The following is a 14,113-nucleotide window of genomic DNA, read 5'->3' on the forward strand; positions in this document are numbered from 1 at the left end:
TCTCTTATGCCCCGTCGGATCTTCATAGCCAAGTGGGTTATTTCCTACATACGTATACAAATTCAAACTGAGTGGATCATTCAACTTACCTTCATACGTATCCTCCGTAATAAACCGTCCTATACTCGGATCATAATACCTTGCCCTCAAATAAATCAAGTCAGATTCATCTTCATAGATTTCAATGGTTTCAGATTTGAAAATCACACTGCCCTAAATGTCATAGACATAGATATTTAACGTTTTACAAAACATGCCATTAGAGACATTGTCTATTTACTTTATTGTGATTGTATCAATGAAACACAACAAAGTAAGATTACAAAAAACAGATTAATCATGGTAACATCTGACCACGATCAACCTGTTCAAAGTAACGACAAGGAGTCATTTAGGTAATAGTTCGTACAAATAAAATCAAGAAATTATTACAACTAAATTACATAAGCTTAGCATGTTAATGAATTTATACTAATTACAACCGGTATTAGGTAGCCCACAAAAAATACATCTTTAATAATACAAAACTACGTAGCATTTATTAAAATTATTATTCCTCCAAAGTTACTTCACAACACACAACCGATAGCCATGGATTTAGATAGTCAGTAGTAAAGATCTCTAAGTACTTTTTTTTGTCAAAGTTATACTGGTACTCTGTGTTCTCTTTGAACAAGATAATCGTAAAAAGACTCTCCTTATTTGTCTCGTCAATAGCTATTGGGAGTTCTTTGCTAATTTGAAAATCAACTTTCATACAATTTTTGAATACAAGTTTCAATAATCTTGTATCCTCTCTACCATCTTGAATATCCCAATAATAATCGACAATCACAACTAAGTCTAAGAGATTTTCTGCCCATTTGACTTCTGTGACAATACTATCTGTAAAATCAAATTTCTCAAGAATCTCTATTAAATTATTAGCCAACATCATTAATCACCTACTATTCAAAATAGAAATGAGTCGTGTCTCTTAATTCTTGTTTCGAAGCATTACTAGGGAATACACCTTCATCATTGAGGTAACCCCCACCTTTATTTTGAACCCTGAAATATGGAGTCCCTGCGCCTGGCTCTGCATGTATCCTCACTTTAGTCCCAGTTTTTGGATCAGTCATGATTGTAGCAGGCCCACTTATTTTCCCTCCTTGCTCAACAGTTTTTGTCCATCCAGAATTTTCGAGATTTTTCACAAATTCATTAGCAGTCGTACTTCTCCCTGTCTGAATTACATTCTTACCTATCAATTGTAAAGAATTATCCTTGCCTTTAGCATTACTCTGCTTCGCAGCAAGGTTCTCCTGATTCAAAGCCCCACTATTGTTATGGGCGTTTGCATTGGCTTCTGCTTGTTTCTGGGCTGGGGTTTTTGGTGGTTTCGCTGGTTTTGCTGGTGCCTGAGCTGGTTTCTGAGGGGCTGGTTTACCAGAAATTGCTGGAGGGATACCACCAGCAGGCATAACAGGAGACATTCCAGGTTGTCCGGTTCCACCCACACCAGGTTTCCCATATGTGTTCCCAGAAGGATCTATATAGAGTAATGGATTATTGGCAACATACGAATACAAGTTTAGCGTTAGTGGTTCAGCTAGATTACCCTCATACGTATCCTCTGTAATAAACCGTCCTATACTTGGATCATAATGCCTTGCTCTCAAATATATCAAGTCAGATTCATCATCATAGATTTCACCTGAATATTTGAAAGGATTGGACATCGTTTCTGTTTTGGAAATAACATTACCCCAAATGTCATAGTCATAGGTATTTAGTGTATTCCCAGCGGCATCGGTTATCTTTATGACATCGCCATGTCCATTGTAAGAATAATAACCTCCTTTATTCGTAGCTACATCTTTGCGATACAGCAACTCATTGCCTCTAATATTTCGAGCTTTTGAGTTTCCGTTGGCATCTAATTCATCAATTACTTGACCGTTCACATATACGTATCTGGTTACGTCGTTATTAACTTTCTTCGTCGCACGAAGACCATCCCCATAGTAGGTATAGCTAGCATTTGTCCCCGGCTTAGAAAATGTTTTCAGTTGATTAAATCCATTATAACCATAATTCACAGCACCTGCTGTACTACTTTTCGTCAGTCGATTACCACGTTTATCATAGGTGAAATTAAACGTTCCTGTCGGCAGGATTGCCTGTTGCAAGTGATTGGTTACATTGTATTGATAGGAATACGTACTGCCACCTTGTGTAAAAGAGTTGATGTTCCCCAAATCATCATAGGTGTAACTCTTTGGAGAACTTGTTTGTCTATCATCTTGTATACGGTTTAGCTTATCGTACGTAAAGGTTTGCTGACTGCCATTCCGATTGATGGCTGTAATATTACCAAACCCATCATACCCAAATTGTTCTGACCAAATAGTTTGATTACTACCGTTGGTATGGATAACGCTATTCAGCTCATTGAATGCGTCGGTAATCTGCTCTTGCTTTACCCCATTGGGGTGAGTAATCGTATACTTGTTCTGATTTGAACCTACCAAATAGGAATAGTTGACTGTACCCATATCTGGGTAACTTACAGATGAGATACGACTGAGTTGATCATAACCATACGTAACTGATTTGTTATCGGTTGGATAGGTTATTTTACTTAGTCGGTTAAATACATCATAGCCAAATGTATACGTCTTACCCTCAATAGTCTGTTGATTCAGCCTATTCCACATATCATAGTTGTAGGTTATTGTTTCAGTTACTTGACCCAGTGAATTAGATATATTTAAATTGCTTGCGATTTTTGGTGTTGGTTTTATTGGTCCTGGATAACCAGGAAACGGAAGTCCAGGTCCAGGATAACCTGGGAAACTAGGTAATGGCAAGTTAGGGCAATTACCCAATCTAATTGAGCAACTTGGTGCTGGTGTCGGTGTTGGCGTTGCTGTCACTGTTGACGTCGGTGTTGGCGCTGGCGTCGGTATTGGTGTTGCTGTCACCGTGGGTGTCGGTGTAGATAGTATTGGCTCACTCAAAGAAACACTACTAAGCAACCGTGTATTTGGTTCATAGTTGAATTGCTTCAAATACAGAAATCCCTGTAACGAATCAACTGCTCGTATTTCCTCTTGTTCGTAGTACGGCGTATACTCATACATGTAATATTGTCCTTCTTCATCCGTATACTTTTCTACCAATCCGTTTTTATTGTATTGAAATTTCTCCTGATTACCAGCAGCGTTCGTTTTCAGTAGCGGCCAACCTATTTCATTATAGGTATGTGATTTTTGTAGTTTCCCATTAATGTACAGAGCAACTATTAAGCCAAGACGATTATAAACATACTCATACTCTTGACCTTTATCGTCCTTTACATAGATTAAATTCCCTGTTGAGTCATACCTGAAATTAGTTGTTTGAATATTGCCATTCGCTATAACCTTTTGCTCTGAAATTTGACCAAATGGTGTGTACAAATAAGCTGTCGTACGAGTTTTTGTTGGACTGCTCTCTACAACTTTCGTAACTTGTCCTAGCTTGTCCTTGTACGTCCATATCTCTTTTGAATCTGGTTCTACCACTCGAACCACATCTTGAAGATTGGAGGTTGATCCATCTACACGATAAGCAGCGTTTGAGTAGTATGCGTTAGTTACTTGACCAATTGGATCAGTGCTCGATAGTAAATCACCATTTGCTCCATACACATACGATGTTTTAAAGTCCGGGTTGTTGTAGGGTATCGACGTTTTGAGCAAGGCTCCACTGTTATCTGTTTCATTTTTTTGTAGAACTTGCACCGTTGATCCAACTTGTCGTTTTTCTAATTCAACATCCCCGTATGGTGTGTACTGTGTAATAGCACTCGAACCATCTGGTGAGGTTGTTGTCACCGTTCGGTTAGCATCGTTATAGGCATAACTAATTGTTCGGGATGCGGCTGTCGTTAAAGCCGGATAAAAAGTTTCAGCTATTAGCCTATCTTTGAAATCATACGTATACTGTACTCTACTTCCATCCGTATACGTTTGCCCTGTTAATCGATCTACATTATCGTATTGATATAACGTAACAAGCGGAGTTGGGCTCTGCCCATTTCCAAGCACTACATACGTCGTCTCTTTGGTCACATTAAACAAAGAAGCATCGTACTCGTAATCCGTTTCTGTCACTGTATTTGTAGTAAAACCTGATCCAGATGTACGAATCTTAGTAGGTTGAAATGCGGCGTTATAGGCTAAATATTCGGTCGTGTTCTTTTGACTACGCACGTCTGCATTATTTTTCGGATTTCTGTACGTATCTTTGACTTCTGACTTAGCTAATGTTCCGTTAGCATTGTATGTGAATATTTCTTCAATGAAGGATGATCCATCTTTCGATGACGTTTTTCTATAACTAATGTTACCAAATACACCGTTATAAGCAGACTCCACCTTATTTCCCGAAGCATCTTCTTGGTAGATTACGTTGCTAAACTGATCATACTCCGTTTTTGTTATGATCGCGTGGTTGGCTAAATCGGCTGGAAGATTTCTGTTGTCTCCATACATTAAGAAGTCTTTGATGAACTGTGTCTTGTTATCATCGGTAGAACCGATATCAAACGTTTTGGTTAGATAGGGTTGCTTCCTCTTGTCATCATATTGATACGTGGTCATCTTTCCAGGTGCATAACTATATTTTGTAATGCCATCAGAGACGTTAATGCTATTAGCAATCGTTCCTGATTCTGTTTTCATAGATTTTAAGGCAAAATTTTTGGCAGTCGTATACGCATGTTCATAACTAACCTTTTGAGAATAATCGTCATAATAATAGATGAATTGAGAGTCTACGACGTCACCTGAACGATAAACTCCAGTATGTTTAAGTCGGTGTTCTGGCAAATGACTATTTTGACTACTGCTTTGTTTCGGCCTTAGCCACACTTCATTAGCTTGTGTAGCATTATTGGTTACTCCAACACGCATTGTTTTCTTGATTCCATCCGAATTTTGATAGGAGTAAAATACATTCATTACAGGAAGGTAACCTGCATATTTGTATAATGTCGTATCAGTATATAGGCGCGTGGTCCCTCTAATTCTATCTTGGGTCTTATAGTCATTATAAGTTGGCCACGTTGGGTCGTACGTTTTATACTGTACCGTTGTTGTAAACCCTGTATCGTCCACTACATCTTTTAGTAACATGGAGATAGCTTCGAGGTATATATTCTTGTCTCTATGGTTTACTAAAAGAGATTCAATACCAGTACCATCACTATCCGTTGCATCTAATAGTGGATTCAGGTTCCCATCTACATAATAGCGCCAATCATCTTCAAAATTAAAATCGACCACGGATTGACTTGAATCGTAGTAAGAATAAGTCTTCAGTGTTTTATTTTGTGACACGTCTACAACACTGTCTAATCTCCTATAAGTTACCTCATGATCGACTTTATTGTATCTATTTGGTGTGAATTTATTGATAAAAACGGACGTTTTATATCTTATACTTTTAATGAGCTGATTAGTTTTATTATAGACATCAAATCCAGTGTCATTAATTCTATTCAAAACGATTTTTCTTCCAATGGAATCAATGATCGTAATTGTGTAGTCCTCAATTGTGTATCTAACTTCTTGGCCGAACTCATTTGACTTACTAATTAATCGATAATCATCTTTTTTGTCATAATAATTGATCGGACTTAATGCTCTAAAAATATACTTCATTTTGTTATCCACGGTTAAATCATAATAGGTAGCACCGTTTTCACTACGATATACAACCTTCAAATTTTTATATGGATGACTAATTGGAGTATATGGGTAACCTTTGAGAAAGATATACGTGCTTCCATCTTCCAACGTGAATTGAACAGTATCCTGTCCACCATCTTTTATTCCTGTTTGCATGGTAAACGGGTTGGTGAAATGCCAGAATTTTGGATTTGGATTAGCTACGTGATACGTATTTTGATCAACTAATTGGCTAAATGATAACGTAGGAATATTCCAATTCCAACCTGCTGCAATATGATTGAAGTTGTATCGTGAATTTTCACCCACTACTCGGTTAGCCAACATATCATCTTCTGGCTTACTTCCATTAAACTCTTGACGGTTAATCTCCACACAACCATTCACACCACAACTCAAAGATGGCGCTGCAATGTATGCGGAAGCAGAATTGTAACTTCTAGTAAGAGATATATCCAAACCTTTCCTACCTGCTAAAAATAAATCTTCATCTACTTCTGAGAATGACCGTAAAGTCGGATCAACGTCAGTTCCGATATCCCGTTTGAAATTGTAATCTATGTTTTCTTTGCTATATAGATAAGAAGGAGATTCACTCTGTGCGCTCATCATGTTTTTATTTATTGTGTTTAGCAGCAGACTACTACTAACCTCTTGACTGACACCATTGTTCAATCGTCTTTCATATGTATCTAATACCAAAGGTGTCGTTTCTTTCAGTAACTGCAACTGCCTCTCATCAAACCGTGCAATCAATGCATCAATTTTAGAGATTTCAAGTTGTAGCATCTTCTCTATTTGAGCTTGATTCAATAAATCTACCAATTCCGGGTAGTAGTAAGCAGTTAATACTAACATGTCTTCGGAGTAATTGATTTGTATCTTATTGATTTGCCCTTGTGTGAAAATGCCCAATACATAAGTGCTCTCCGTTACTGAAACTTTATCCTGACCATAAGTACTTTCTGTTACTGTAGTCGTATCTGTGTCATTATTCACTGGGATATTGCTAACTGGGCTGTTTGCGAATAAATACGTGCTATTACTCGTGCCGATAAGACAAATAATAAGTAAAAGGATAATAATCTTCTTCAACTTTTCTCCTCCTAGAGTAAATTACTTACTAACTATCACTCCATGCCAAAACTTATCTTCTCACTCAAATACCCATCCTTTCTATTAATTACCTTTATTAACTCTTTCTGTTTGATTTTAATGCAAAGACACTATTTTTGTCTACAAAATAGTTGCTATAGTCACTATAACGCTATCATCTATAGCCCTTCCGTCTACAATTTAACGATTGGATTGCAGTATTTTCGCATTCAAGCAAAACTAAAAAACCAGCCGCCGATTAATTTTCGACGACTGGTTTTTTAATTTTACAAGGTAACTACCTATTTGCCCTTCACAACAATCGTTTTTTCTACTTGATTCCAAACTGCTTTTGAACCGCTTACTTCTTCAACAAAGGATAGTGGAACAAAGGTCGTTCCGCCTTTTTTAACTGGAGATAGGGCAAGTAATTTCTTCACTCCATTAATAGCAACTTCCTTGCTTCCAATTTGTAACGTTATGGAAGAGCCCTCTTTAGATGCTGTAACCGTACTTGTAGCGTTATTCCACTTAATTTCAAAACCTAATTTTTCAAAGATTGCACGGAATGGTACATGCGTTACGCCCTCTTTGAAGAAAGGTTGAGCATTCGCAGGAAGTTCTTTTTTAGCATCGTTAAGTTCAAGACTTGCGTTCGGCAACGTTCTAATAGGCTCCCCTAATAGTGGAGTCGAAAGTGCGTACATACCGTGACCTGAGAATACCCAGATCAAGTTACGATCCCACTCTACAAATGTGCCATGTACAGGATCGGATTGATCGGACATATACGTTTTGCCATCATCTCCAGTCAATTCACCAGACATTTTCGGAACGAAGTAAGCAGCAATTGTTGGGTTCATTGGATCTTTAAGATCAAACATTTGTACGCCTGCATTGTAGAACGCGTAAGGCATATATTGCTGGCTTGGCTCGCCAGGTTGTACTTCAGCGTACCCTGTACGTTTCGGTCCGAAGCTACCGCGACGTTGACAGAAGTCCGTAAATGGTGCATCTTTAGGTGCTTCTGGACGTGGCATTACCGTTGCCATCTTCGGCTTAAGAGGGTCTCTTACATCGATTGCATAAATTTCTTTGTATGGCTCATGGCAATCTTCACTTAATGGATAACCGCTGTAATAAACCATACCAGTCGTTTCTACTTTACTTACATCGATGTTATCTCCTTCTGTACCAGCAAAGCTCATAGGCATTTCTAAATGTGATACTGTCTTCATATTAGCCGGATCTGTAATATCAACGATGTAGAAGCCTAAGCCACCCATTGCTGCATATCCATATTTCCCGCCTTCTTCAACTGGTTTAGGAATAAACAGCGGCATTCTGGAACCCATCCAACTTGTTTTGTTACCTGCACGTGGATTTTTGTTATACTCAGCTTCTTCGCCAACTTTTTGACCTGGAGCCGACCAAACAGATAGTTTTTTAGGTTTAGTTGGGTCAGACAGATCGTAAGCGATATGTGCGCCTGAATATAGGTATGTTTTGTATTCTGTGTTTGCATAGCTGTCATCTGGTGCACCAGCTACGAATAAGTATTTACCGCCATCGTATACAGGGATGTCTTGGCAGCCTGAACCTTGTTGCTTCTTATCTTTTGAATAAGTGCTGGAGTCTAGAGGTGTTTCAGAAAGCACTTTCCAATCTGTCCAGTTAGGACCGTTTACTTCGTAGACGCGGAAACCGCGCAACATTTGGAAATCACGGATTGCTGTAACTTCATCTGGATTTGTATATTTGTTCGTAATTTTACCGTAGCGCGGAACTTCGTAACATTGAACGGCAATATTTTTGTCTAGCTCAGCGTTGTACTTCACGTTAAATGGACCAAATTGATGTTCGCCAGCTTTTTTGTCGATCCATTTTGTAGAAATATGCTTAACTGCTTTAACATCAGTAATGTCAAACAAGTTGTATTGGTTCGTTTCATAATCGTACAAGTAACGACGGCCATCCAGGTCAAACGACGTTTGCCAGCTATGTCCGTAACCAGCTACGAATGGTAGAAACGCTTCAACTTTCATGTTTTTGCTATACTCATTCAAATCAAGATAAGGCAAGCTTCCATCGAATGGCTGTGGGCCTTCATTTTCTGGCATATAGGCTGGGTGTGTAAAAACGCCAGTTTCCTTATTGTAACCCCAGCTAGATGGATCGGGTTCTGAAGGCTCGCCTGGCAGCCTTTTGTGATCTTCATCAACAGGATAAGGTTCACCAGCAGCAGGAGCGTTAACGTTCAATCCCGTTCGTGGTGCTTCAAAGGCTCCGTTATTCGTTTTGTCTGCGGCAGTAACAGGTAAAACGGGTGTAATGAATGCACCTAATACGACAGCAAAGGCGAGAACACCAGAAACAATGCGTTGTCTAACTGTTTTTTCCATCGATTCATAACCTCCAAGTAGTAAGTATTAAATCAATCTGCAAACGTTTACAAATATCGATTGCCCCGGCATCCTCCTTTGTAGAAAAGGTAATAATCCAGAATCAACCTAACAATATAATTATTATGACATCATGTCAATATATTATTTTTTGTGTAACAATTCCTTCTCTATCCCTTTTATTAGCACTTGAGTGTATAAATCCAACTTCACGGATAGAGATTTATCTCCTTAGTGAGAAGTGCTTTTTCGTTTGGGACTTTGGAGCTTTGTTGGATTTGTTGGATTTGTTGGATTTGTTGGATTTGTGGGCTTTGTGGGCTTTGTGACACGATGTCGAGCGTTACTGCCACATGGCTAACGAATCCAGCATCTCTTATTTGATCAAAAATCGCTAGTTTTATTTTTTAACGAACCTCAGAAACGTTATTTCGCGAAAAAACGGTTGATATCTGTACAAAATGGAGATTTAACGTTGCTGAGGTTCGTTAGCGCACAAAACAAGCAAATTTCGGCACCATAACGGTTTTACAGTTCGTTAGAATAATTTCCATGTCGCCACAGGAACGATTAATGGTGGTGGTAGTACTAGCATTGGTGCTCGTATTGGAACTTACATCGGTACAGCAAAATCCAACAAAATAAACTCTTCCCCCACAGCAAAAAAGACTGCCACTTCATTCTAATGGCAGCCTATCCATACAAAACAGATAACTCAAGAAACTAAACAGCCAAACGTCTTTCCAATCTGCGTGCAAACAACGATAGTGTAAAGTTAACGATAAAATAAAGGAAGGTGACTAGCAATAACATTGGAACGACAAACTTAACATCGTTATTATAAATAACTTGGGCAGCACGCATCATCTCTGGAAGCATAATAACGATTGCTAGTGAGGAACCTTTCATGATGGAAGTAAATTCACTCATAATTGCCGGAATCATACGTTTTAATCCCTGTGGAAGTACGATATGCCACAATGTTTGAACATAGTTTAACCCCGATGCTCTTGCTGCTTCGATCTGCCCTTTATTGATTGAAATGAGTCCACTTCGTACGATTTCACATAACATCGCTGATGCATAAATCGTTAGTCCAGCAACGGAAGAGGCAAATATACTTAACTTAATACCAACTTCTGGTAGGGCAAAGAAAATGAAGAAAAATACGAGTAATAGCGGAATGTTACGAATTAATCCAACGTAAAGGGCAAATATTTTATCGAGCACAGGTACCTTTGCATATCTGGTTACTCCCATAACCGTACCAATTAGGAAAGCAAATAGGATAGAGAGCGCAGATACTTCAATAGTGACAAGAAATCCTTTTAGCAGATAAAGCAGATTATTACTGGAATAAGCACCTATGAAATCCATGACAACTCTCCCTTCTAATTGCTTGCTGAAAATTTGCGCTCTAGATAGCTAATGAAGAAACTGAGTGGTAGCGTAAGAATGAGATAGAACAGAGCTACGAAGATGTAAACATCAAATACAACAGCCGTTTTGGATGAAATAATATCAGCATAATACATTAAATCTTTGCCCGATATTGATCCAAGAATGGCAGAACCCATCACCAGGTTCAAAAACTGACTGCCCAAAGGCGGAATGACCACTTTAATCGCTTGCGGCAAAATGATATACCGCATCGTTTGTATGTACGTTAGACCTGATGCACGTCCTGCTTCTAATTGCCCATGATTAACAGACTGAATACCTGCACGAATCGCCTCTGCAATATACGCACCTGAATAAACTGCTAAACCAAAAACACCGCTAACGAACGCATCTAACTGAATGCCTATCGCACCTAAGCCAAAATAGAAGAAGAAAATTTGAATAATTAATGGTGTGTTTTGAATGATCTCTGTATAGACTGTTGCAATACCTTTAATGATTTTAATTGGAGATATCTTCATTACAGCAACAATAATACCAATGATTATGCTAAGGAGCAGCGCAAGTAGACTGACTTGAACTGTTGTCGTAAGTCCTGCAAAAAATTGTTCTTTATGTTCTATTAATATAGAAAAATCCAACATCAATCTCAGCCCTCTCCACTTCTAGATGCTTAAGGAGAAAGAGGGATGAATGAACGCATTCATCCCTCTACATTCATCATTCAGGTTTTTGCTTCAACCATTTTTCGTAAATCGTTGCATATTCGCCGCTATCTTTAAGTTTCTTAAGTGCAGCGTTTACTGCTTCAAGCATTTCCTTGTCACCTTTTCTTACAGCAATACCCCAAGGCTGATCTTCAATAACGCCACCTACAAGTTTGTAACCAGGGTTCTCAAGTGAAAGCCCCATAAGAATGGCATTATCAGTTGTCAAAACATCGCCTTTGCCCGTGCTAAGCGCAGTGAATGCTTCGCCAAGGTTTTCGTATTCAGAAACTTCTGCTTCAGGAGCTTTTTGTTTAATAATTTCTCCATCTCTAGTTCCTTTAACGGCAATTACCTTTTTACCTTTAAGGTCTGCAATGCCAGTAATGCTAGAGTTTTCTGGTACAAGAAGGGATTGACCAGCACTGAAGTATGGATCTGAGAAATCAACTTCAAGTTTTCTTTCTTCTGTAATCGTCATCGTTCTAACGATAATGTCAATTTCACCGTTTTGCAGCATCGGAATTCTTGTTTTCCCATTTACTTCTTTGTATTCAATTTTGTCGTCAGCACCAGTTATGTCTTTAACGATTGCTGCTGCGATATCTAAGTCAAATCCTTTTGTTTTGCTGTCCGCTGTGTCGACATAACCGAATGGGAATGCATCGGCGCCTACACCTACCACAATTTTTTTCATGTCTTTTGGAGCTGTTACCGAGCCAGATGCAGGTGCGTTGTCCTTACCACAACCAGTTACGCTTAGAGCTAACATTGCTGTAATTACAGTGAATCCCAACTTTTTGTGCCAATTCTTCATACGTAAATCCCCCTTATTAGCATCTATTAATGAACCAGAATTCGACTAAGGAATAGTCTTGCCCTGTCTTCACTCGGATTTGAAAAGAATTGCTCTGGTGTTCCTTCTTCGACGATTTGACCTTGGTCCATAAATATAACGCGATCAGCTACTTCGCGAGCGAATCCCATCTCATGAGTGACGACAACCATAGTCATCCCTTCTTTTGTCAGCGCTTTCATAACGTCCAAAACTTCTCCAACCACTTCGGGGTCTAAAGCAGACGTCGGCTCATCGAACAGCATAACTTTAGGTTTCATCGCAAGTCCGCGTGCAATAGCAACGCGTTGCTGCTGCCCACCAGACAAGTTAGACGGATAAGCATTAGCTTTTTCTGGAATGCCAACTTTTTCAAGATAATAGTTTGCTAGTTTCTCAGCTTCAACTTTCGGCACCTTTCTTACTTTTATCGGTGCAAGCGTAATATTTTCCATAACTGATTTGTGAGGATATAGATTGAAGTGTTGAAATACCATCCCTATCTCTTGGCGCATCCTATTAATATCCGTATTTTTATCCGTCACAGTATGTCCATTAACAATGAGCTCGCCAGAAGTTACATGTTCAAGTTTGTTAATGCAACGCAATAGCGTACTTTTACCAGAACCGGATGGTCCGATAATAACGACAACTTCTCCTGCTTTGATCGTCAGGTCAATATCTTTTAGAACATGATTCGAACCATAATGTTTATTTATTTTTTTGAATTGAATCACGTTTCGTTCCCCCAATACGGAAAAATTTCGCTGCATTCCCGCCAAACAAAGCGGCCTTCTGTTCATTCGTTAAATTGAGCGTCTGATCAATGACATTGCCCGGTGGAACTTCTCTTAGTAGGAAAGGATAATCAGAGCCCATCATAATTTGCTCGTGCCCGAATCGGTCGATCATAAATTGTAAATTAAGTGGATCAAATACTAGGGAGTCGTAATACATTTTTTTGGCGTAGTAGCTCGGTGGATGTGTGGTTAGTCTAAGATGTGGCCAAACTTCCCAACCTTTATCGAGTCTTGGGAGTATGTATGGGAAGGAACCTCCTCCATGTGCGAAACAAACTTTTAAGTTCGGAAATCTTTCCATAAGTCCGCTCCATGCAAAAGTTGCTGCAGCAAGCGCTGTTTCACTCGGCATGCCGACGGTATACATAAAGTTGTGACGAGGTGTTCGGTCTTTCCCGAGCGTCTCCCACGGATGAATGAAAATCGGAACGTTCCACTCTTCTGCCATTTTGAAAAAAGGGATAAAAAAAGGGTCGTCTAAGTTTTTACCATTTATGTTGGAACCGATTTCAATTCCATTTAAACCTAATTCATGCATACAACGATCCATTTCGCGTATAGCTGTTTCACTATCCTGCATCGGAACCGTTCCAATTCCGGTAAACCGCGTAGGATTAGCTGCAACTGTTGCAGCAATAAAATCATTTTGTACATAAGCCATCTCTAACGCTTCTTCTTTAGTAGCCCAATAGGAGAACGTTACTGGAATTGGCGAAAGCACCTGCATATCAACGCCTTCTCGATCCATATCCTCTATTCTTTTCTCTGGACTCCAAACCTGATCAGTAACATCACGGAAAGACTTGCCAGCAACCATAATTGTAGCGCCACATGTACACGTTCTATTAAGTGTCGGCCAACGTTCCCCTCCATATTTTGCAGAGAAATCAGGAAGACCTTCGGGAATAATATGTGTATGTGTATCGATTCTCACAAGATGAACCTCCTTATTAAAGGGATGACTTTCATTATGATAGTGTTGTATTCCGATCCGAAAGGTGACATATTGTCAGATTTCTATAAAAAAAAATTACTGTAAAACTAAAAATAAGGTATAATGACAAATGAATCTGTCGAAATGGTTCGTCATAATTAACTTTATCCTGTATAACTATCATATTATGATGATTGTGACACCATGTCAATAAGAATTGTT

The 14,113-nt window shown here is 39.0% G+C and carries 8 protein-coding genes and 1 pseudogene; all 9 read right to left on the minus strand.

The window, feature by feature from the left end; translation table 11 throughout:
• Positions 1 to 6 precede the first annotated feature (6 nt).
• Positions 7 to 183, minus strand: a pseudogene (locus I6N90_RS25450) (RHS repeat-associated core domain-containing protein); the annotation flags it as partial.
• A gap of 367 nt (positions 184 to 550) precedes the next feature.
• Positions 551 to 937, minus strand: coding sequence for a hypothetical protein (locus tag I6N90_RS10985; protein ID WP_232242857.1), 387 nt, complete (start codon positions 935 to 937; stop codon positions 551 to 553).
• 10 nt (positions 938 to 947) lie between these two features.
• Complete coding sequence (locus tag I6N90_RS10990; protein WP_197935546.1) at positions 948 to 6,812, minus strand: RHS repeat domain-containing protein; 5,865 nt, start codon at positions 6,810 to 6,812, stop codon at positions 948 to 950.
• 302 nt (positions 6,813 to 7,114) lie between these two features.
• Positions 7,115 to 9,214, minus strand: a complete 2,100-nt coding sequence (locus I6N90_RS10995) for a copper amine oxidase N-terminal domain-containing protein (RefSeq protein WP_197935547.1) — start codon at positions 9,212 to 9,214, stop codon at positions 7,115 to 7,117.
• Positions 9,215 to 9,937: 723 nt separating this feature from the next.
• The gene (locus I6N90_RS11000) at positions 9,938 to 10,591 is read right to left on the minus strand and encodes an amino acid ABC transporter permease (protein ID WP_197935548.1); all 654 of its coding nucleotides are present in this window, start codon (positions 10,589 to 10,591) and stop codon (positions 9,938 to 9,940) included.
• Between the two features lie 14 nt (positions 10,592 to 10,605).
• Complete coding sequence (locus I6N90_RS11005) at positions 10,606 to 11,259, minus strand: amino acid ABC transporter permease (RefSeq protein ID WP_197935870.1); 654 nt, start codon at positions 11,257 to 11,259, stop codon at positions 10,606 to 10,608.
• Positions 11,260 to 11,335: 76 nt separating this feature from the next.
• Positions 11,336 to 12,139, minus strand: coding sequence for a transporter substrate-binding domain-containing protein (locus I6N90_RS11010; protein WP_197935549.1), 804 nt, complete (start codon positions 12,137 to 12,139; stop codon positions 11,336 to 11,338).
• 26 nt (positions 12,140 to 12,165) lie between these two features.
• On the minus strand, positions 12,166 to 12,894 hold the full coding sequence (locus I6N90_RS11015; protein WP_197935550.1) for an amino acid ABC transporter ATP-binding protein: 729 nt from the start codon (positions 12,892 to 12,894) through the stop codon (positions 12,166 to 12,168).
• Entirely contained in the window at positions 12,869 to 13,891 is a 1,023-nt protein-coding gene (locus I6N90_RS11020) for an amidohydrolase family protein (RefSeq protein WP_197935551.1), read from the minus strand. Before I6N90_RS11020 ends, I6N90_RS11015 begins: the two co-directional genes overlap by 26 nt.
• Positions 13,892 to 14,113: the final 222 nt, after the last annotated feature.

Origin of the sequence: Paenibacillus sp. GSMTC-2017, from assembly GCF_016019935.1 — a bacterium.
Lineage (GTDB): Bacteria > Bacillota > Bacilli > Paenibacillales > Paenibacillaceae > Pristimantibacillus.

What these genes read in the sequence shown, in the direction of transcription:
- I6N90_RS11005 (WP_197935870.1), bottom strand. Translation starts at nt 11,259, where the DNA reads ATGTTGGATTTTTCTATATTAATAGAACATAAAGAACAATTTTTTGCA.
- I6N90_RS11000 (WP_197935548.1), bottom strand. Translation starts at nt 10,591, where the DNA reads ATGGATTTCATAGGTGCTTATTCCAGTAATAATCTGCTTTATCTGCTA.
- I6N90_RS10985 (WP_232242857.1), bottom strand. Translation starts at nt 937, where the DNA reads ATGATGTTGGCTAATAATTTAATAGAGATTCTTGAGAAATTTGATTTT.
- I6N90_RS10995 (WP_197935547.1), bottom strand. Translation starts at nt 9,214, where the DNA reads ATGGAAAAAACAGTTAGACAACGCATTGTTTCTGGTGTTCTCGCCTTT.
- I6N90_RS11010 (WP_197935549.1), bottom strand. Translation starts at nt 12,139, where the DNA reads ATGAAGAATTGGCACAAAAAGTTGGGATTCACTGTAATTACAGCAATG.